This window comes from Oceanobacter sp. 3_MG-2023 (assembly GCF_030688925.1).
Classification (GTDB): Bacteria; Pseudomonadota; Gammaproteobacteria; order Pseudomonadales; family Oceanobacteraceae; genus Oceanobacter.
The window spans coordinates 112568-132108 of record NZ_JAUYVX010000003.1 but is presented as its reverse complement, the minus strand read 5'-3'; the positions used below and the strand labels follow the sequence as shown (position 1 = coordinate 132108).

Genomic DNA, 19541 nt, shown 5'->3' with positions numbered 1-19541 from the left:
GCTGTGGTGCGCAAGATTATTGCTTAATGGCCCATGTGTCTGAGATCATCCAGATCTCTTTTGGTTCGCAGTGTGGCAAATGGCGGAATGTGTGTCTAACCCGAATGATTATACTCAACTACTCGATGTAACGGCATTGAGCTGTCCGCTCCCCTTGCTTAAAACCAAGCTGGCATTAAAAAGCCTGGCAGTGGGGGATGTCTTGCTGGTACGTGCCTGTGATGCCGGCTCGTGGCGTGATATACCACGCTATCTGGAATTGTCGGAACACCAGCTTATGTCGGCTTCCCGGGAAGGAAATGAATATCACTACTGGATTGTCAAGGGAGTCAAACGATGATCAAGGTTTTCGGGCGCTGGATCGACCGCTATCTCTCTAATGAAGAAGCGTTATTGCTGTTGCTGCTGATCGGCACTTTTTTGCTGGTAATCGGTTTTATGGGCAATGTCCTGGCGCCATTCCTGACCGCGGTGGTGGTGGCCTATCTGTTACAGGGCAGTATGCAGTTCCTCAAACGGCGCGGGGTTGGGCATATGACGGCGACGGTGGCGGTGTTTCTTATGTTTGTCGGGGTGATGTTGACCCTGTTGCTGTTTATTCTGCCTGCCACCTGGGCGCAATTGTCACAGTTTTTTTATGAGCTGCCACGAATGGCCAGTAAAGGTCAGGCGCTGCTGATGTTGTTGCCAGAACAATATCCTGACCTGATTACCACGGTTCAGGTGCAGGAGTGGGTACATCAGGCGCGGGAAGAACTGGCGTCGATGGGGCAATGGGCGCTGAGCTTTTCCCTTTCCGGCATTACCGTGCTGATGGCGATGCTGATTTATTGCGTTTTGGTACCTATCCTGGTGTTTTTTCTGTTGAAAGACGGGGACGATATTTTGTCCTGGTGTCTGAATTTTCTGCCACGTCAGCGTGCTTTGTTGAACGAAGTCTGGGTCGAAATGGATCTGCAAATCGCCAATTACATTCGCGGCAAGGTGGTCGAGATTGTTATTGTGGGCGGGGTTACCTACGTAGCCTTTTTGCTGTTGGGAGTAAATTACGCTGCTTTGCTGGCGATTGCGGTCGGATTGTCGGTGCTGGTGCCTTATATAGGTGCAGCGGTAGTCACAATCCCGATCGCTCTGGTGGGCTATATGCAGTGGGGCTGGAATAATGACTTTTTTTACCTGATGACGGTTTACGGCATTATTCAGGCACTGGATGGTAATGTGCTGGTGCCACTGTTGTTTTCAGAGGTGGTAAACCTGCACCCGGTGGCCATTATTGTTGCGGTACTGGTATTCGGGGGAGTGTGGGGGTTCTGGGGCGTGTTTTTTGCGATTCCACTGGCGACCTTGCTCAAGGCGGTGATCCAGTCCTGGCCTGGCCATACCGGTCATGATTGAGCGGTAATTGAGCGGTAGTTGAACAATGACTGGGTGGCAGTGGCAAAATGGCAGCCCGGGCGCGGATAATCAGCGTTTGCGCGGCGCTAATCACTCGCAAGCGGCTTGACTCTCTTGTCTCGATAACGCCGCACCAGTAGTATTACGCTCTTGTTTTTTGGATCCCTGCTTTTCCATCAAAATGGCAGGGGAAGTTCGTTTTGTGGAGTACAATTTCATGATCACCGGCAGTATTGTGGCACTGGTTACGCCAATGCATCCCGACGGCTCTCTCGATTGGGAAGCTCTTGATGGCCTGGTGGAATTCCACATCAAGCAGGGAACCGATGCGATTTTGCCTGTTGGAACAACAGGAGAATCAGCAACGCTGAGCACGACAGAGCATTGCGCTGTTATTGATCGGGTCGTCAAACTGGTTAACGGACGTCGTCCGGTTATTGCCGGCACCGGTGCCAACAGCACCACCGAAGCAATTGAGTTGACCCAGGAAGCCAAAAACCTCGGTGCCGATGCCTGCTTGCTGGTCACTCCTTATTACAACAAACCACCCCAGCGTGGCCTGATCAAGCACTATGAAACCATCGCGGCGGCGGTGGATGTGCCGCAGTGGCTGTATAACGTTCCTGGTCGTACTGGCTGCGATATGTTGCCGGAAACCGTGGCGGCTCTGGCGGATGTTGAGCAGATTGTGGCGATCAAGGAAGCGACCGGCGATATCGACCGGGCACGCAAGTTGATCGAACTGGTTGGTGATCGTATGGCGGTTTACTCCGGTGATGATCCAACGGCCCATGAGCTGATTCTGGCCGGAGGCAAAGGCAATATCTCAGTCACTGCCAACGTGGCGCCCAAATTGATGCACGACTTGTGCATGCTGGCTCTGGATGGCAAGGCGGAAGAAGCCCGGGCGTTGCAACAAACGCTGATGCCACTGCATGACGCCATGTTTTATGAAGCGAACCCGGTTCCGGTGAAATGGGCTCTGGCTCGCATGGGCCGCATGGAATCCGGTATCCGCTTACCGCTGGTCGAAATGGACCGTCGTTATGCACCCAAGGTTGAGTTGGCGATGACAGCTTTGGGGTTGATCTGATCTCATGAAGTATTTGCTGGTAGTGCTTGTGGTTGCTGTCAGTGGTTGCAGTACCATCTTTGGTGATCGTTTTCGCGATCGCGCTGATGATTATCTGACCACGACAGAGAATGACGAGGCAACAACCCCGGATGGACAGCCACTGGCGCGCCGGAATGCTTTACCTATTCCTGAATTGGCCGTGATTCCTGACCGGCCAAACAGTTTTGAGTTACCCGTACCACAAGCGTTGATAATCGATGACAACGACAGCTCGTCAGAGCAGGCCACGTCGTTGAATGAATATCGCTCGCTGGATCTTAATCCGCGTATCGAAAAAGACGGCTCCGGTAGTCAGATATTACGTCTGGATGGTCAGTTTGCTTACGCCTGGGCTGCGGTAACAGAAGCCATTGCTGCCTCTGATCTGAATATGACCGATCTCAATCGCAGTGTGGGTACTTATTATCTGGAAATCAGCCGCCCGCAACGGGATGACGAGCGTGGCTGGTGGGCAAGACTCTGGGGTTCCGAGCCAGAAGTGATTGCGGGCACCTATTTGTTGAAAATGAACCGGGCACGACACGGTGTGTATCTGTCCTTGTTGGAAGATGTCGATAAGCTGGCGGGAGACGATTACGCTTTACCGGTTCTGAATACGATCAAACAACAGCTGGAGAAGTGAGGTACATTTCTCTCGGCAGCGGTAGCAAGGGCAATGCAACACTGCTGGAACACCAGGGCAGAAGCCTGCTGATCGACTGTGGTTTCAGCCGCAAGACGTTGTTGCAGCGGATCGAATCGGCCCAGGCCGATGCGGGTCAGTTGGAAGCCGTACTGGTGACACACGAGCACGGTGATCATGCCAAAGGCGTGATGGCGGTGTGCGAGTTGCTGGATATTCCCTTGTACTGCTCTCAGGGAACGGCGATTCATATGGGTTGGATCGATCACCCTCGCTGGCAGCCACTCACGGGTGGAGACCTCGCTTCGGTAGCCGGTATGTCCGTTGCGGCGGTGACGGTTCCTCATGATGCCCGGGAGCCACTGCAATTTGTGGTGGAAGCCGCGGGTCTGAAAGTAGGCGTGTTGTCAGATCTTGGTAGTTTGACGCCGCATGTTGTCGCTGCTTATCAGGGATGCCATGGTTTGCAGCTGGAAGCAAATCACGATCCGGATATGCTGCGCAAAGGGCCATACCCACCAAGATTGCAGGCGCGTGTCGCCGGGCCTTACGGACACCTGAGTAATGCCCAGTGTGCGGAATTGATTCAACGTATCGACTGGCCTGGAGTGCAACACCTGGCGGCAGGGCATATCAGTGAAAAAAACAATCACCCCGACCTGGTCGGGCAGGCACTGGCAGTTATACCAGGGCTAAGCGACAGGCCGGTGCGCCTGTTAGCGCAAAACCGGGTTGCTGACTGGTGTGAGTTTTAACGTCAGCAGGTTCATTCTATAGCCGTTTAATACGTTCATATTGTGAATTAGGATGCTATCTGCCGATGAGGCGGATACTTCATTATTTATTGTTTAATGGCGGAGATTCCCATGGAAAAACGCGAACTGCTTTACTCAGGTAAAGCCAAATCGGTATACAGCACAGATGATCAGGATCTGATGATACTGGAATTCCGCAACGATACGTCTGCTTTTGACGGCAAAAAAGTCGAGCAGCTGGATCGTAAAGGTATGGTGAACAACAAGTTTAATGCGTTCATTATGGCCAAACTGGAAGAAGCCGGTATTCCTACCCATTTTGAATCCTTGTTGTCGGATACCGACTCACTGGTCAAGCGGCTGGATATGATTCCGCTGGAATGCGTTGTACGCAACGTGTCTTCTGGCAGCCTGTGTCGTCGTTTGGGAGTTGATGAAGGTATCGAACTGGATCCTGTCACCTTCGAATTGTTTCTGAAAAACGATGCGCTGGGCGATCCCATGGTGAATGAATATCACGTTCGCTCTTTTGGCTGGGCCGAAGACGCTCACCTCGATCGTATGAAAGAGCTGACCTTTGCTGTCAACAAGGTCCTCAAAACCCTGTTTGATGACGGTGGCCTGATTCTGGTCGACTACAAACTGGAGTTTGGTTTGTATAAGGGTGAGGTTGTGCTGGGGGATGAGTTCTCGCCGGATGGCTGCCGTTTGTGGGACAAGGCGACGCGGGAAAAACTTGATAAAGACCGTTTCCGCCAGGGGTTGGGTGATGTGGTTGAAGGTTATGAGGAAGTTGGACGCCGTATCGGTATTACGTTTTGATACGTGACAGCATGACTGATTGATCAGAACAGGCCGTAGGGCCTGTTTTTGTATCCGGGTCTGTGACGAGCGGATTGACCAGTTTGGATTGTCGTGACAAAAGATAGCAAGCAATAAATAAATGGTATTGCCGTTTTGTCAGATGGTCGACACATAATATTGGCATTCTGCTGGTTTATAGGCAGACTGGCGTTATCAGGTTTGTTTGCACAATTATATTTTATCGAGATTGAAACGGGATGACACCAATGAAAAAGACCGTAATGGCCGTCGCACTGGTTGCACTGGCTCCCTTGTCAGCACAGGCTGATCTTCTGTTTACCGTTGGCGCCAAGGCCAGTGTCTGGAATGCCGATCCTACTGGACAGATCGATTCTGACGTATCGGTTGAAGAAGATGGATTAAATATGGAAGAAGAAAATGGTCAACAGCTGACCGTTTTTTTTGAGCATCCAGTACCTTTTATTCCCAACGTTAAAATCAAGAGAACCAGTCTGGAAGTCAGTGGCAATGGTACGGTAGATATTACCTTTGCCGATGAAGCATTTGATGGCGACGTGAATAGCACGATTGATCTGACCCATACCGATCTGACCCTTTACTGGGGCTTGCCATTGCCGATCCCGTTTGTTGATATCAACTTCGGTGTTAGTGGCCGTCAGTTTGATGGTTACGCTGAAGTCAAGAGCGACAGCAATACTGAAACCGTGGATCTGGATCTGGTATTGCCGATGGTGTATGGCGAATTGAAAATTGATACGCCGTTTGGCTTGTACGCCAGTGCCGATATCAATTATGTGGGTTATGGCGATAACAAACTGTCGGATATCAGTTATGGCGTTGGATACCTCTTGCCAATTCCTGTGGTCGATCTTGGTCTGGAAGCCGGTTACCGTCAAATGACGCTGGAAACCGATCCGGATGACATCGATATTGAAACTGATCTGGATGTGTCAGGTGTGTATTACGGACTGTCCTTGTCTATTGGTTTGTAAATTACGATGACCGTATGAATATGCATAACAGTAGCAGAGTCATTGGCTAGCCAATCGTAGCACCTGACACAAAAAAAGCGGCTTTCAAGCCGCTTTTTGTGTGTGCTGTCCATTGGCTAACAAGCACCAATAGACAGGGTAGCCCGATCATGACATCAGATAATGCCTTGATCCTGCAGTGCCGCAATCAGAGTGTCGATGTTGTCGCCATCGGCAGCAATACTGATATCAGCACCGTCCGCACCACCGGCGACCAGAGCGACCAGACCAGCATCCTTTAACACCTGAGCGGTTTCGGCAGCGCCAATAGCTGCAAGACGACCCATTTCAAACAGGCGGCGATCAAGGCCATTAACCAGGGTTTCGGCATTGACTGCATTGATGGTGACGATCGCCGGTTTCTGATTAAAACGGCGGGCTTTTTCTTCTGCCGCAACGGCTTCGAAGCTACCTGAGCCGATGGCTTCACCCACAATCATACCGGCACCAATGGTCACATTGGTCAAACGGTCGATCACGATAAAGCAGCCAGTACCATGAACCTTGGCGTAAGCGTCAAAAGGAACGGCTTTGTCGAGGCTGACCTCGACCAGCGCGATTTCGTTGAGTTTTACCTCATCGGCTTCGCGCTTTTCCATGGTATTGATATCGACCAGATTATGGATCTTGCTGATGGTGCCAGCGCTGGCACCGGTAGCAAATTTCAGGTCATACGGACGGCCTGGCACCATGGATTGCTCGGTCATCCAGACCAGATCAGCATTAAAGCGATTACCAACGATCGGCTGGTCATTCACCTTGACGATGACATCGCCACGGCTGATATCGATTTCGTCTTCCAGTGTCAGGGTGATGGATTGGCCGACAAAGGCTTTTTCCTGATCACCGTCCCAGGTGACAATACGGTCAACCTTGCTGGTTTTCTGCGAAGGTAATGCCATCACCGTGTCGCCCGGTTTGACCACGCCCGCAGAGATGGTGCCGCAGAAACCACGGAAATCGAGGTTCGGACGGTTGACGTATTGTACTGGCAAGCGGAAATTATCGATGTTTTTGTCAGCGGCAATTTCAACGGTTTCCAGAATTTCCATCAGCGTCTGGCCATCGTACCAGGGTGAACGGCTGGAGCGATCAACGACGTTGTCACCATCGAGGGCAGAAATAGGCACACACTGAATGTCACTGATATTCAGGTCTTTGGCGAAGGCCAGATAGTCGGTACGAATTTGTTCAAAGCGCTCCTGGTCAAAGTCCATCAAATCCATCTTGTTGACGGCAACAATGACGTGTTTGATACCCAGCAAGGAAGCAATAAAGCTGTGACGCCGGGTTTGGGTCTGAACCCCGTAACGGGCGTCGATCAGGATAATCGCCAGATCACAGGTCGATGCCCCGGTGGCCATATTTCGTGTGTACTGCTCGTGTCCGGGAGTATCAGCAATAATGAACTTGCGCTTGGCAGTACTGAAATAGCGGTAGGCAACATCGATGGTAATGCCTTGTTCACGCTCGGCAGCCAGACCATCAACCAGCAGCGCCAGGTCGGGACGGTCGCCGGTGGTACCCACTTTGGCACTGTCTTTGGTGACGGATGCCAGCTGATCTTCGTAGATCATCTTGGAATCGTACAGCAGGCGGCCGATCAGGGTGGATTTGCCATCATCAACGTTACCGCAGGTCAGGAAACGCATCATTTCCTTGTTTTCGTGTTGCTCCAGGTATTCCAGAATGTCGGAAGCAATCAAATCGGACTGGTGAGACATTTAGAAATACCCCTCTTGTTTTTTCTTTTCCATCGATCCGGATGAATCATGGTCAATGGCCCGGCCTTGACGTTCGGATGTCGTGGTCAGCAGCATTTCCTGAATGATTTCAGGCAGCGTGGTGGCTTCAGACTCTACCGCACCGGTCAGTGGGTAGCAGCCCAGCGTACGGAAACGCACGGATTTCATTTCTGGTACCTCGCCATCCTTCAATGGCATACGGTCATCGTCGACCATAATCAGCATACCGTCGCGCTCAACCACCGGACGCTTGGCGGCATAATACAGCGGCACAATGTCGATGTTTTCCAGATAGATGTATTGCCAGATATCCAGCTCGGTCCAGTTGGACAGAGGAAAAACCCGGATGCTTTCGCCTTTGTTGACCTTGCCGTTGTAAATATTCCACAGCTCGGGACGCTGGTTTTTGGGGTCCCAGCGGTGCTTGCTGTCGCGGAAGGAGTAAACCCGTTCCTTGGCGCGGGATTTTTCTTCATCACGGCGGGCACCACCAAAGGCAGCATCAAAGCCATACTTGTCTAACGCTTGTTTTAGACCGGCGGTTTTCATCACGTCGGTATGCTTGGATGAGCCATGGGTAAAAGGACCAATTCCCTGGTCGACGCCGTCCTGATTAATATGAACCAGCAGATCCATACCAATATCTTTGGCTACCTTGTCCCGAAATTCGATCATTTCACGAAACTTCCAGGTGGTATCGACGTGTAATAGCGGGAAGGGCGGTTTGCCCGGATAAAAGGCTTTGCGGGCGAGGTGCAGCATGACCGCAGAGTCCTTGCCGATGGAATACATCATTACCGGGTTGTCGAACTCCGCCGCAACCTCACGGATAATATGAATGCTCTCCGCCTCCAGTTGCTTGAGGTGGGTGAGATGGTAGTCACTGATCATGGGACAATTATTCTCGGAAGTAGGGATGCTGATTCAGAGGCATCACGACCGCGTTGCAATCGTGTTGTCTAGGCTCTGATTGTTACGATTTGCAGGGACTATAACAAGGCTTGTGGTATATAAAAAGGCAGTATTAAGATCGTTTGGTTCTAATAATATGGTCTTGCTTATGCCCTAAATGCCGTATCAGGCTATGGTATCCTCATGGTCATTTATAGCCTTCCTGCCAGTCCCGGGAAGCGTCAACAAAACCAGCAGGAGCAGACATGGCGCAAGAGCAAGTAGTACAGATCAAAGGGTCAGCCGGAGTACTGGACGGCCGTACGATCCAGCAAGGTAACGTGGGAATGCTGATGTGCCACCCGCATCCGTTGTTTGATGGCACCATGGATAACAAGGTTGTGACCACCACGCTGAGAACGGCGCTGGGCTTGGGGATGTCGACCTTGCGCTTCAACTTCCGGGGTGTTGGTGAGAGTGACGGCGAACACGATCACGGTCGTGGTGAACAACAGGATGTGCTGGCGGCATTGGACTATGCCCGTGATACCTTGGGCTGGGAAACCATTCTGCTGGGTGGTTTCTCATTTGGTGCCGGAATGGCTTGTCTGGCTGCGGTAGACAGGCCGGAGCAAATTGCCGCCCTGTACCTGATGGCACCGGCAGTACATCATTTTGATGCCCCCAATACCTTGCCCCATGAATTTGAAACCTTTGTCTATATGGGAGATGCCGATGAAGTGGTGCCTTTTGATGAGGTAGAACACTGGACCAATCTGGTTGTTCCTGTACCCCATTGGCAGGTTTTTGCCGGTGGTGGCCACTTCTTCCATGGTCGTTTGGGAGAGCTGAAAAAGTCCCTGGTTCGGGATATGGCCGCGTTTAAACCCGATTGAGCCGGCACGGAAGCGGTCAATTGGCAAATTTTCTGTCAAACCTACCCATCTTTCCCGGATTGCAGCCATTAGTCGGTTTGATGTTTTCGGCATGGTCGGATACATTTCGCCCCCCGATTCCTACGATGGAGTACGCCCGTGTCGACCCCTTGGGAGCTTTATCAAGCTGACCTTCAGCGAGATGACTTTTCTTATGATGCCGCCCAGGAAATGGCGGTCAAACATTTACAGCGCCTGTTTGACGATCTGGTGGCTGCCGAAGCACGACGGGCCAACAAAGGTTTTGTTGGCAAGCTGGGTAGCAAGTTCAGCCGCAAAAAGCCGGAACCGGTGCAAGGGCTGTACTTCTGGGGAGGCGTTGGTCGAGGGAAAACCTATCTGGTTGATACCTTCTATGAAGCGCTGCCGTTTGAACGCAAGATGCGGACCCACTTCCACCGCTTTATGCAGCGTGTGCATCAGGATCTGACCAAGCTGGCGGGCACCAAAAACCCGTTAACCGTCGTTGCTGATCGTATCGCTGAAGAAGCCGTGGTTATTTGTTTCGACGAATTTTTTGTCTCCGATATTGGTGACGCCATGATTCTGGGCAGCCTGATGCAAGAGCTGTTTGATCGTGGTGTGACGCTGGTATCGACCTCCAATATTGTGCCGGATGGTTTGTATAAAAACGGATTGCAACGCGACCGTTTTATTCCAGCCATCAAACTGCTGAACAAATACACCGATGTGGTCAACGTGGACAGCGGGGTGGATTATCGTTTGCGTACACTGGAGCAGGCCGAGCTATATCATTACCCGTTGGACGACAGCGCTGAAGCCAGCCTTCAGAAAAGTTTTGACAGCCTGGCACCGGATATGAGCCAGGTTGAATTTAACGTTGGCGTTGAGGTGCTTGGGCGGGAAATTCCGGCCAAGGCTGTCTGTAATGATGTTGGCTGGTTTGAATTTGACGCTTTGTGTGACGGCCCTCGTTCACAGAATGATTATATTGAGCTGGGCAAACAGTTCCACGCCTTGTTGATTTCCAATGTGCCGGTGATGAGCGTTAAAAATGACGACCTGGCCCGCCGTTTTATCAACCTGATTGATGAGTTTTACGATCGTGGCGTCAAGGTGATTATGTCTGCGGGTGCAGCGATTCCTGATATTTACGAAGGTGGCAAATTGGAATTTGAATTCCAGCGTACCACCTCCCGGATGCTGGAAATGCAATCCCATGAATACCTGACTCGAGAGTGCAAGATCGACTGAGCCGGTGCAACGGATACGGCGCCGGTTCGGACACGGATGGCGCCGGTTCCGACGGAACAGGGCAAAACCAGACCTGCCTCGGGTTATGGGTTATGGGTTATGGGTTATGGGTTATGGATTTGACTGCAACAGGGCATCAACATGCTGGCGAATCACTGCGATATCACCGTCGGCAAATCCCTGATGTACCCAGCGCACCATACCTTGCTGATCAATCAGATAGGAGGTCGGCATACCCACCAGGCCAAAGGTGTCGTAGCTGCTGCCAGAGGTATCCGAGACATTGGGGAAAGACACACCCAGTTCGTCCAGGAAGCGGCGACCCAATGCCGGGTCATCATCCAGGTTCACCCCCAATACCACAAACGCTTGGTCGCTGAGCTGCTGCTGTAAATGCGCCAGTTGCGGCAAGGACTTACGGCAGGGGCCGCACCAGGAAGCCCAGAAATCCAGATACACCACCTTGCCCCGAAAGTCACTCAGACGCTGATGAGAGCCATCCCGGGATAACGACGGCAGGTTAAAGTCGAACCCCGGTTCCCCGGCCTGTAACGCACTGGCGGACAGTGACCAGCACAGACTCATCAGGCTGGTGAGGCATAAGGCGGTAAAACGATTCATAAAAAAGCCCGTTCGGTTGGGTAGCAAACGGCTACGATACAGGGATTGGCCGGGGTTGGGCAAAACCCGGGCGGTGTCTTGGGTCAGCAGCCTGGCTCGATACGCAAGGCCAGGGCTTCAGGCAGGGGTTCTTACCGCTGCAGGGAATGACCATCTGTTGACAGGGTTGTTCACTTGCGGAATCGACACGGCCCAAGACGCCAGCTTCAAAATCTGGATAATACCTTCCCTTACATTGCTCTCGGCTTTGCTTGCACTGTTGCGCTTAACGCCGCCGCGTCACTCTCCAATTTTTAATCCGGTATCCCCATGGAAATCAAGGTCAACTTTCTCGATAACCTTCGCCTCGAAGGCAAGTTCGATGATTTTAACGTTATCTCGGATCAGCCCATTCGTTATAAAGGCGATGGTTCCGCACCGGGGCCGTTTGATTATTTTCTGGCGTCGTCGGCCATGTGTGCCGCGTATTTTGCCAAGATGTACTGTATTGCCCGGGATATACCGACCGAAAACCTGCGGCTGGTGCAAAACAATATTGTTGATCCGGAGAACCGCTATAAACAACTGCTGAAAATCCAGCTGGAATTACCGGAAGGTATTGCCGAAAAAGACCGCCAGGGAATATTGCGCTCCATGGAACGTTGCACCGTCAAACGGGCGATTCAGACCGGGATCGAGTTTGATATTGAAGTGGTCGATAACCTGGATGACGATACCCAGGCGCTGTTGCTGGCAGGCTCGGCGGTAGCGGGAGAAGACACACCGGCAGCCACCTATATTGCCGGTAAAGATCTGCCGCTGGAACAAACCATCGCCAAAATGACCGGCCTGCTGGCGGATCTGGGGATGAAAATCGAGATCGCCTCCTGGCGTAATATCGTGCCGAATGTCTGGTCGTTACATATTCGGGATGCGGCCTCACCGATGTGTTTTACCAATGGTAAAGGCGCCACCAAAGAGAGTGCCTTGGCATCGGCGCTGGGGGAATTTCTGGAGCGGCTGAACTGTAATTTTTTCTACAATGACCAGTTCTTTGGTACTGATATTGCTGACGCTGATTTTGTATTTTACCCCAATGAGCGCTGGTTCCAGCCTGGCCCTGATGATGCGCTGCCGCCTGAAATCCTGGATGAGCATTGCCTGTCAATTTATAACGCCGACGGCGAGTTATGCGCCTCGCACCTGTTCGATACCAATTCGCGGCTGGTGAACCATGGCGGCAACATTGACCGTGGTATTGTTTCCTTGCCTTTTACACGCCAGTCCGATGGTGAGACGGTGTATTTCCCTTCCAACCTGATCGAAAACCTGTTTCTCAGTAATGGCATGAGCGCCGGTAATACCCTGGCGGAAGCGCAGGTGCAGTGTTTGTCGGAAATTTTCGAACGGGCAGTCAAACGTCAGATTCTGGAGCAAGAGCTGGCGTTGCCCGATGTGCCGGATGCGGTACTGGCACGTTACCCGGGTATTGTTGCAGGGATTAAAGGGCTGGAAGAGCAGGGCTTCCCTGTGCTGGTGAAGGATGCGTCTCTGGGTGGTTTGTATCCGGTGATGTGCGTCACGCTGATGAATCCACGGACCGGTGGTGTCTTTGCCTCATTCGGAGCGCATCCCAGTTTTGAAGTTGCCCTGGAGCGGTCGCTGACCGAGTTGTTGCAAGGGCGCAGCTTCGAAGGCCTGAACGACTTGCCGCAGCCAACCTTTGAAAGCAATGCGCTGACGGAGCCCAATAACTTTGTTGAACACTTTATTGATTCGACCGGGGTAGTGAGCTGGCGCTTCTTCAGTAGCAAAGCGGATGTGGAATTCAGCGAATGGGATTTCCGCGCCCCCTTGTCAGCCAACCCCAGCCCGGAAGAACGCCAGCAGGCCAGTCAGGCAGAAGCCGACAGCCTGTTTGCCATTCTCGCAGATATGGGGCTGGAGGTTTATTGTGCTGAATACAACGACCTGGGAGTACCGGCTTGCCGAATCCTGGTGCCGGGATATTCCGAAGTGTACCCGGTGGATGATCTGATCTGGGACAACACTAACAAGGCACTGTTTTTCCGCGAAGATATACTCAACCTGCACCGTCTCAGTGAGCAACAGCTGGAGGCGCTGCTGGACGGACTGGAAGACAGCGAGCTGGATGACTACACCGATATCACCACTCTGATTGGCATTGAGTTTGACGATAATACCGTTTGGGGCCAGCTCACCATTCTGGAGCTGAAGTTCATGATTTGTCTGGCGCTTCAGCGTCTGGATGACGCCAAGGAGCAGGTTGAAACCCTGCTGCAATTTAACGACAACACGGTGGAACGTGGCTTGTTCTTTCAAGTCGTCAATGCCGTGCTGGAAGTTACCCTGGACGATGATATGGAACTGGACGATTACCGGCTTAATTTTGGTCGTATGTTTGGAGCTGAACGACTGGCCGCCGCCATCGGCATGGTGGATGGTTCCGTGCGCTTTTATGGCCTGACCCCGACCAGCCTGCAGCTGGACGGTCTCGACAAGCATTTACGCCTGATCGACAGCTATAAAAAATTGCATAAGGCCCGGGCAGCCAAGGCAGCCTTGTCTTGATACCGGGTGTTAGTGGGCCGGTTTGGTGGGCCGGGATCGTTGAGAGTTGAGCTGTCTGCTCCAGTGATGGATTCGATGGCCTGACAGGACTGGTCTGTAAAAAGACGATGATCGGGGCAAGCAATAAAAAACCGGGCGCTGCCCGGTTTTTTATTGTCAGTAATCAGGCGCACTCGCGAAGTTAGCGGCGCAGATACTGGTTAAAATCGACATTGCTGGCAGCCAATACCGCCTGAATACGATTGTGTACACTGAGTTTACGCAAAATCGCCGAGACGTGCGCTTTGACGGTGGTTTCAGCAATCGACAGATTGTAGGCAATCTGCTTGTTGGATTCGCCACTGGCCATACGTTCCAATACCAGCAATTGGCGACGAGTCAGACTGTTAAGCATTTCCGGAGGAATCAGGTTTTCATCCTGGATACGGCGCTGACGGGAACGGCCATCATCCGTGGCACGGATGACATCGGATGGCAGATACACCTGTCCAGCTAACACCTGTTCGAGTGCCTGGGTCATTTTTTCCCGTGGCAGTGACTTGATAATAAAGCCCACAGCGCCATAGGTCATGGCTTGCAGCACCACGCTTTTTTCTTCCTCGGCAGAGATGATAACCACCGGGATTGTCGGGGACTCGTTGCGTAACTGAATCAGGCCGTTCAAGCCGTTCATGCCAGGCATGTTCAGATCGAGCAGAATCAGGTCGAGGTCATCCTGGGTACCGGCCATCGCCGCGGCAGACTCAAGATTTTCTGCCTCGAGAATATCGGAATTGGGGTAGCGGTTACGAATGACATCGGCAATGGCTTCCCGGAACAGCGGGTGATCATCCGCAATCAGCAGCTTGTAAACAGGCGTGTCGTTTTCCGTCAGCGGGCTGGTCGGCAATTCTGCCGTAGTGATTGTATCAGTCATATCTGGCTGTGCGCTCTGGCTGGGGGAGTCATCACTGGCGCTTGAGGATGCGCTGTGGCCGGTCTGGAGTGTCAACATGATAGCTACACCTGTTTATTTATTTTTGTAATCTCTGCATTACACCCCGTGTTGCTACTGTCAGGTATCCTACCTTGGCGTTTTGTATGGGGGTCTAAAGTAGTAAAGTTAGTCGAAATCGCCTTCTTTGGCACCGTATTTTTGCTTTCTTTAGCATGGTTCTTGGTAAAAATTGTATATTTTATGAATCCAGGGCATTAATCGGGAAGATTTCCCTATCCTGTTTACCTAGTGCCAAAGCAGACGCGATCAGCAACGGCAGAGGCAGAGTCAGCAGACCGGCGGTCGTCCAGAATAGCTGCATCTAATAATAACGATAAGGCAGATGTGGATGGCATTTCTAAATTCTCCCTCTAACAGTGGTTCGACATGGACTGTCTTTGGCAGTCTGGCGGGGTGTCTGGTACCCCTGGCCGCCTGGGCAGAGGCTAGTCCGGTTACGGACGAAATCGTTGTCATAGCGCCAACTCCTGTAATGGGTACCGGTGTGCGGGAAGACCAACTGGTCAGCCCGGTACAAAGTCTGGGCAGTGATGACCTGGAGCGTATTCAGGCACAAAATATTGCTGAACATCTGCGCTATCAGCTGGGTTCGGTAAGCATTAACGAAGCGGTCAGCAACCCCTATCAACCGGATGTTCAATATCGTGGTTTTACGGCATCGCCGTTGCTGGGATTACCGCAAGGCGTATCCGTGTATATGAACGGTGTGCGTTTTAACGAGCCTTTTGGGGACACGGTAAACTGGGATCTGTTACCAACGGATGCCGTCAGTAATATGACGCTGTATTCTGGCTCCAATCCGCTGTTTGGCCAGAATACCCAGGGCGGCGCCATTGCGATGACCACCAAAAACGGCTTCAACACCGAATACAATGAGTTGGAGCTGGGGGCGGGTCAGTTTGGTTTTCGTCAAGCGCAGTTCCAGAGCGGTGGCAATGGCCAGTTGGGTAATCAAGACGTTGGCTATTACGTATTACTCAATCGTGAAGAAGAAGATGGCTGGCGTGATGCCTCTGGCAGCGATATCCGCCAGGCCATGTCGGTACTGAGCTGGCGCTCGCTGAACAGCTCGTTGAATCTGACAGTCTTGCTGGACGACAACGAAATGATCGGTAATGGTGCCGTGCCCCAGGCATTGATGGATATCGAAGGCCGCAGCGCTATTTATACCAACCCGGATATCACTCGCAACCGACTGAATTATTTTGCCCTGGATGGTGATCACTGGTTCTCGGATACCTTGCAGCTGGCCGGTAATATTTATCTGCGCCGTAACCTCACCACCACAGTAAATGGCGACGACTCGGATTACGAAGAATGCTTGCTTAATGGTGCTGAAACCCTGTGTGAAGAAGACGAAGACGGTGGCGATGAAGAGCCAGTCACCTTTGTGGGTTACGATGACGATGACACACTGGAAGCCATTGCTGCCGAGCTGGGGCTGGATATTGATGCCGACGACGTTGACGGTACTCTGAACACCTCCCGCACCGAACAAAACAGTCAGGGCTTCAGTCTGCAGTTGGCGTCTTCGGCACCAGTTGCCGGTCGGGACAATCTGTTTACCGCTGGTGTGACACTGGATCAGGCTGATATTCACTTTCGCTCACGTACCGGCTTTGCCATTCTCAATAACGATGAGCCAGGGGATGCCCGAGACGTCACAGCCATTGGCCTCTACGACAGTGAGTCTGAAGTCAGCCTGCAAACCGATACCCAGACCATGGGGGTGTTTTTTAGCAACACGCTGGCCGTGGATGACCAGCTCAGTGTGACCGTTGGTGCCCGATACAATCACGTCCATATCAAGATGCAGGATCAATTGGAATCCGGGCCGGGATCGCTGGATGGCGACCACACCTTTACCCGGGTCAATCCAATGCTGGGAGCAGCCTATGTCATGGATAATGGCTTGAACGTATACGCCAGCTACAGCGAATCATCACGAGCACCAAGCCCGGCCGAGCTCAGCTGTGCGGATGAAAATGATCCATGCAAACTGCCCAATGGTTTTGTGTCAGATCCGCCGCTGGAGCAAGTGGTTACGCGTTCTGTGGAAGCGGGTCTGAAAGGCACTGCCAGCCGCAATATCCGCTGGACCGCCGGTGTTTTCCGCTCTACCAGCCACGATGATATTCTGTTTCAGCAGGCGGGTGGTTTGCCGTCTGAAGGGTATTTTGCCAATGTCGGGAAAACCCGCCGACTGGGAACCGAGCTGGGGATGACAGGCCACTGGAGCGATGTTCAGGTAGCCGTTTCTTATACCTGGATGCGAGCCACCTTTGAAACGCCGTTTGTATCGTTCAGCCCCAATAATCCGCAAGGTTCTGATCGACAGGTTGAAGCGGGCGACCAGATTCCCGGGCTGCCACAGCACAATCTGAAAATGGCGGCCGACTGGAACCTGTTGCCACAAGTGTCAGTGGGTGGCGATATTCAGTATCGCAGCAGCCAGTACTTCCGTGGTGATGAGGCCAATGAAAATGAGCAACTGGCTGGTTATACCCTGGTGAATGTCCGGGCCAGCTACGCGCCAACCGATGCCATTGAAATCTATGGTCGTGTCGTTAATGTATTCGATCGCGAATACGAAACCTTTGGTGTTTATGGTGAATCGGATGAAGTGCTGGATGAAGCCTATCCCGGATTTGAAGAAGACAGCTTTGTTGGCCCAGGTGCACCACGAACCGTCAAGGCAGGTATCAAAATCGGCTTCTGATCAGCCGATGCGATGGCCATTACGGCCATTGCCCCGGGGCACAACCGGGGCACGTGTATGAACGTCATGACCCGTATCCTGCTGATGGTCAACAGCGCCTTTGCACTGGCGCTGCTGGTCAGCCTGGCCACGTTGCTGGTGCAAGGGCGGGACGATGTGCTGCGCGAGCAGCAGGCGATGAAACCGGTAGTGGAAGCATTGATCCGTTCCGGTCAGCCGCAACAGATACTGGCGCTGGTTGGTAGCAGTTTGCGGCATGTACGGGTTGCCGGTACCTATACCGAACGCCCGGACGAACACTCGGTGCCAGCCTGGTTTGAGGCCTTGTTCGATCACCCCGGGCGCGGTTATCAGCTGGCACTGACCGACAGTCACGGCCAAAAAGTGATCCTGATGTCGGATGATCGTGATGAAATCGAAGAAGTCTGGCATTCCTCCAGCTGGCTGTTCTGGTTGTTTTGTGGTTGTGCTCTGGTTTCCAACCTCGCTATTTATCTGGGGGTACGGGCCGGACTGCGGCCTTTGGCGGATGTGCTGGCCGCTTTTGACCAGGTGCAGCAAGGGCACCTGAACGCCCGTCTCGGGCATTACAGTTTACGCGAAGCCAATAACCTGGCCTGGCATTTCAACGCCATGACAGAATCACTGGAAAGCGCCCGTAACGAAAACCGCTACCTGACCCGCACCCTGATGGAAATTCAGGAGCAAGAGCGCTCGGCGTTAGCCCGGGAATTACACGATGACCTTGGTCAGCAGCTAACGGGTGTTCGAGTGCATTCCTGCGTATTACCTTTCCAGTTGGACAAGCCAGCCCAGTTACTGGAAACCAGTGAGTGTATCCAGGCAGGCTGCGATGCCATCAATCTGGGTTTTCGTCGTATCATCAACAACCTGTATCCCGTGGTGCTGGAGCGGCTGGGTTTGCAGTCCGCCGTCGATGAGTTGTTACGCACGACCGGGCAAACGACAGGGCTGGATTGTGTGTTGTCGGGTGATACCTGGCCAGGCTGGAATGAAGAGGACGCCGCGCAGATCTATCGGCTGGTACAGGAAGCGGTTAACAATGCCGTGCGGCATGCGGCAGCGGATGAGATCCGGGTATCGTTAACCTTGGACAGCCAGAAAACCGTGACGCTGCAGATCCAGGATAACGGTAATGGTGCAACGGAGGCAGTGGCCGGGTTTGGTATGCGCTCCATGGCTGAGCGTGCCCGATTGCTGGGTGGTACCCTGACGGTCGACTTTGCCGCTGAGGGAACGAAGGTCAGCGCGCATTTGCCTTATCCTCAAGATGCCGAGGACAAAGACCCTTGCCCGCAGGGTACTTAACAAAGGAAGTGGCTGGATGGCTCTGACAATTTTACTGGCAGATGATCACGCCGTGGTACGGCAAGGTTATGGCTCCCTGTTGGCGGCCATGATTGATGAGGTGCAGTTTATCGAGGCGGGTTCGGGGACGGATGCCGCCTTGCTGTTTTTTCAGCATGCCCCCGATATTCTGATTCTGGATGTGAATATGGCAGATATGTCGGGCATCGAAGTGTGTCGCCAGTTGATAGGCGCCAAGCCGGATGCCCGTATTCTTATCTTCAGTATGTATGAAGAAGCGACGGTGATTCGGGAAGCATTAAACGCGGGTGCATTGGGGTACTTATCCAAGTCGAGCCCACCGGCAGTGATGTTGCAGGCGGTTACTCAGGTGGCTGCTGGACAGTCCTTTATGGAACCGAGATTTGAATCATTGTTGGCAGTGGGCTGTCGCTCTACCGAGCGCAAGCGTATGGCCGACCCGACTAACTGTGGTGCTGCAGTGATTGACCCGCTGGCGTCGCTGGCAACCCGGGAACGTGAAATTGCCGAGCGACTCTTGGAAGGCAAAAACAATCAGGTTATTGCCACCGAGCTTGGCATCAGTGCCAAAACCGTTGCCAATCGCGCTACGGTGATCCGGCAGAAGTTTGGCGTTGGCAGCACCGCCGAGCTGATGCGCAAGATTCTGGGCTGACGGATCATTGCTGGATGACGACAGATTGCCCCGCGTTAGCAAGAAACGTCATCAGCCAGCAGGGCACAAGGTCTCAGGA

Annotated in this window: 17 protein-coding genes; 13 read left to right on the top strand and 4 right to left on the bottom strand. The window is 52.7% G+C overall.

Annotated elements, in window-relative coordinates:
- Positions 1-91 precede the first annotated feature (91 nt).
- The 7 genes from Q8W32_RS03960 (at position 92) to Q8W32_RS03930 (ending at position 5724) form a co-directional block, all read left to right on the top strand.
- On the top strand, positions 92-340 hold the full coding sequence (locus Q8W32_RS03960) for a sulfurtransferase TusA family protein (protein ID WP_303433758.1): 249 nt from the start codon (positions 92-94) through the stop codon (positions 338-340).
- The gene (locus Q8W32_RS03955; RefSeq protein WP_303433756.1) at positions 337-1395 is read left to right on the top strand and encodes an AI-2E family transporter; all 1059 of its coding nucleotides are present in this window, start codon (positions 337-339) and stop codon (positions 1393-1395) included. The genes Q8W32_RS03960 and Q8W32_RS03955 overlap by 4 nt, the downstream gene beginning before the upstream one ends.
- A 217-nt stretch (positions 1396-1612) precedes the next feature.
- Positions 1613-2488 (top strand): 4-hydroxy-tetrahydrodipicolinate synthase, encoded by an 876-nt coding sequence (gene dapA / locus Q8W32_RS03950; protein ID WP_303433754.1) that lies wholly within the window; start codon positions 1613-1615, stop codon positions 2486-2488.
- Positions 2489-2492: 4 nt separating this feature from the next.
- On the top strand, positions 2493-3152 hold the full coding sequence (gene bamC / locus Q8W32_RS03945; RefSeq protein ID WP_303433753.1) for an outer membrane protein assembly factor BamC: 660 nt from the start codon (positions 2493-2495) through the stop codon (positions 3150-3152).
- Positions 3149-3907, top strand: coding sequence for an MBL fold metallo-hydrolase (locus Q8W32_RS03940; RefSeq protein WP_305413803.1), 759 nt, complete (start codon positions 3149-3151; stop codon positions 3905-3907). The genes bamC and Q8W32_RS03940 overlap by 4 nt, the downstream gene beginning before the upstream one ends.
- 111 nt (positions 3908-4018) lie before the next feature.
- Positions 4019-4729: a phosphoribosylaminoimidazolesuccinocarboxamide synthase gene (gene purC / locus Q8W32_RS03935; protein ID WP_303433749.1), complete on the top strand. Its 711-nt coding sequence runs from the start codon at positions 4019-4021 to the stop codon at positions 4727-4729.
- 248 nt (positions 4730-4977) lie between these two features.
- Positions 4978-5724: a TIGR04219 family outer membrane beta-barrel protein gene (locus tag Q8W32_RS03930; RefSeq protein WP_305413800.1), complete on the top strand. Its 747-nt coding sequence runs from the start codon at positions 4978-4980 to the stop codon at positions 5722-5724.
- 155 nt (positions 5725-5879) lie between these two features.
- Here Q8W32_RS03930 and cysN read toward each other — a convergent pair whose 3' ends face one another.
- Positions 5880-7487, bottom strand: a complete 1608-nt coding sequence (cysN, locus tag Q8W32_RS03925; RefSeq protein WP_303433745.1) for a sulfate adenylyltransferase subunit CysN — start codon at positions 7485-7487, stop codon at positions 5880-5882.
- Positions 7488-8426, bottom strand: a complete 939-nt coding sequence (gene cysD, locus Q8W32_RS03920) for a sulfate adenylyltransferase subunit CysD (protein ID WP_303433847.1) — start codon at positions 8424-8426, stop codon at positions 7488-7490.
- 239 nt (positions 8427-8665) lie between these two features.
- Here cysD and Q8W32_RS03915 point away from each other — a divergent pair, with 239 nt between their 5' ends.
- On the top strand, positions 8666-9295 hold the full coding sequence (locus Q8W32_RS03915) for an alpha/beta hydrolase (RefSeq protein WP_305413799.1): 630 nt from the start codon (positions 8666-8668) through the stop codon (positions 9293-9295).
- Positions 9296-9433: 138 nt separating this feature from the next.
- Entirely contained in the window at positions 9434-10549 is a 1116-nt protein-coding gene (gene zapE / locus Q8W32_RS03910) for a cell division protein ZapE (protein ID WP_303433741.1), read from the top strand.
- Between the two features lie 111 nt (positions 10550-10660).
- Here the strand turns inward: zapE and Q8W32_RS03905 are convergent, their stop codons facing one another.
- Positions 10661-11170: a TlpA disulfide reductase family protein gene (locus Q8W32_RS03905; RefSeq protein WP_303433739.1), complete on the bottom strand. Its 510-nt coding sequence runs from the start codon at positions 11168-11170 to the stop codon at positions 10661-10663.
- 309 nt (positions 11171-11479) lie between these two features.
- On the opposite strand from Q8W32_RS03905, the gene Q8W32_RS03900 reads away from it, so the two are divergent.
- Positions 11480-13741 carry an OsmC domain/YcaO domain-containing protein gene (locus tag Q8W32_RS03900; protein ID WP_305413796.1) on the top strand — a complete coding sequence of 754 codons (2262 nt, stop codon included), beginning with the start codon at positions 11480-11482 and terminating at the stop codon, positions 13739-13741.
- Positions 13742-13922: 181 nt separating this feature from the next.
- Here the strand turns inward: Q8W32_RS03900 and Q8W32_RS03895 are convergent, their stop codons facing one another.
- Entirely contained in the window at positions 13923-14735 is an 813-nt protein-coding gene (locus Q8W32_RS03895) for a response regulator transcription factor (protein WP_305413794.1), read from the bottom strand.
- Positions 14736-15066: 331 nt separating this feature from the next.
- Between Q8W32_RS03895 and Q8W32_RS03890 the strand changes: the two genes are divergently transcribed.
- From Q8W32_RS03890 to Q8W32_RS03880, 3 genes are read left to right on the top strand one after another with little or no spacing between them, the layout of a single operon-like run.
- A complete protein-coding gene (locus Q8W32_RS03890) occupies positions 15067-17457 on the top strand; it encodes a TonB-dependent receptor (RefSeq protein ID WP_305413792.1) in 2391 nt (796 codons plus the stop codon).
- Positions 17458-17514: 57 nt separating this feature from the next.
- A complete protein-coding gene (locus tag Q8W32_RS03885; protein WP_305413790.1) occupies positions 17515-18786 on the top strand; it encodes a sensor histidine kinase in 1272 nt (423 codons plus the stop codon).
- A 16-nt stretch (positions 18787-18802) separates the two neighbouring features.
- Positions 18803-19462 carry a response regulator transcription factor gene (locus Q8W32_RS03880; protein WP_303433729.1) on the top strand — a complete coding sequence of 220 codons (660 nt, stop codon included), beginning with the start codon at positions 18803-18805 and terminating at the stop codon, positions 19460-19462.
- The last annotated feature ends 79 nt before the right edge of the window (positions 19463-19541 follow it).

Excerpts from the sequence above, each read along its gene's own strand:
- dapA (WP_303433754.1), top strand. The coding sequence starts at position 1,613 with ATGATCACCGGCAGTATTGTGGCACTGGTTACGCCAATGCATCCCGAC.
- Q8W32_RS03895 (WP_305413794.1), bottom strand. The coding sequence starts at position 14,735 with ATGTTGACACTCCAGACCGGCCACAGCGCATCCTCAAGCGCCAGTGAT.
- Q8W32_RS03955 (WP_303433756.1), top strand. The coding sequence starts at position 337 with ATGATCAAGGTTTTCGGGCGCTGGATCGACCGCTATCTCTCTAATGAA.
- Q8W32_RS03885 (WP_305413790.1), top strand. The coding sequence starts at position 17,515 with ATGAACGTCATGACCCGTATCCTGCTGATGGTCAACAGCGCCTTTGCA.
- Q8W32_RS03915 (WP_305413799.1), top strand. The coding sequence starts at position 8,666 with ATGGCGCAAGAGCAAGTAGTACAGATCAAAGGGTCAGCCGGAGTACTG.
- Q8W32_RS03880 (WP_303433729.1), top strand. The coding sequence starts at position 18,803 with ATGGCTCTGACAATTTTACTGGCAGATGATCACGCCGTGGTACGGCAA.
- bamC (WP_303433753.1), top strand. The coding sequence starts at position 2,493 with ATGAAGTATTTGCTGGTAGTGCTTGTGGTTGCTGTCAGTGGTTGCAGT.
- Q8W32_RS03890 (WP_305413792.1), top strand. The coding sequence starts at position 15,067 with ATGGCATTTCTAAATTCTCCCTCTAACAGTGGTTCGACATGGACTGTC.
- Q8W32_RS03900 (WP_305413796.1), top strand. The coding sequence starts at position 11,480 with ATGGAAATCAAGGTCAACTTTCTCGATAACCTTCGCCTCGAAGGCAAG.
- cysN (WP_303433745.1), bottom strand. The coding sequence starts at position 7,487 with ATGTCTCACCAGTCCGATTTGATTGCTTCCGACATTCTGGAATACCTG.
- Q8W32_RS03905 (WP_303433739.1), bottom strand. The coding sequence starts at position 11,170 with ATGAATCGTTTTACCGCCTTATGCCTCACCAGCCTGATGAGTCTGTGC.
- Q8W32_RS03930 (WP_305413800.1), top strand. The coding sequence starts at position 4,978 with ATGAAAAAGACCGTAATGGCCGTCGCACTGGTTGCACTGGCTCCCTTG.
- purC (WP_303433749.1), top strand. The coding sequence starts at position 4,019 with ATGGAAAAACGCGAACTGCTTTACTCAGGTAAAGCCAAATCGGTATAC.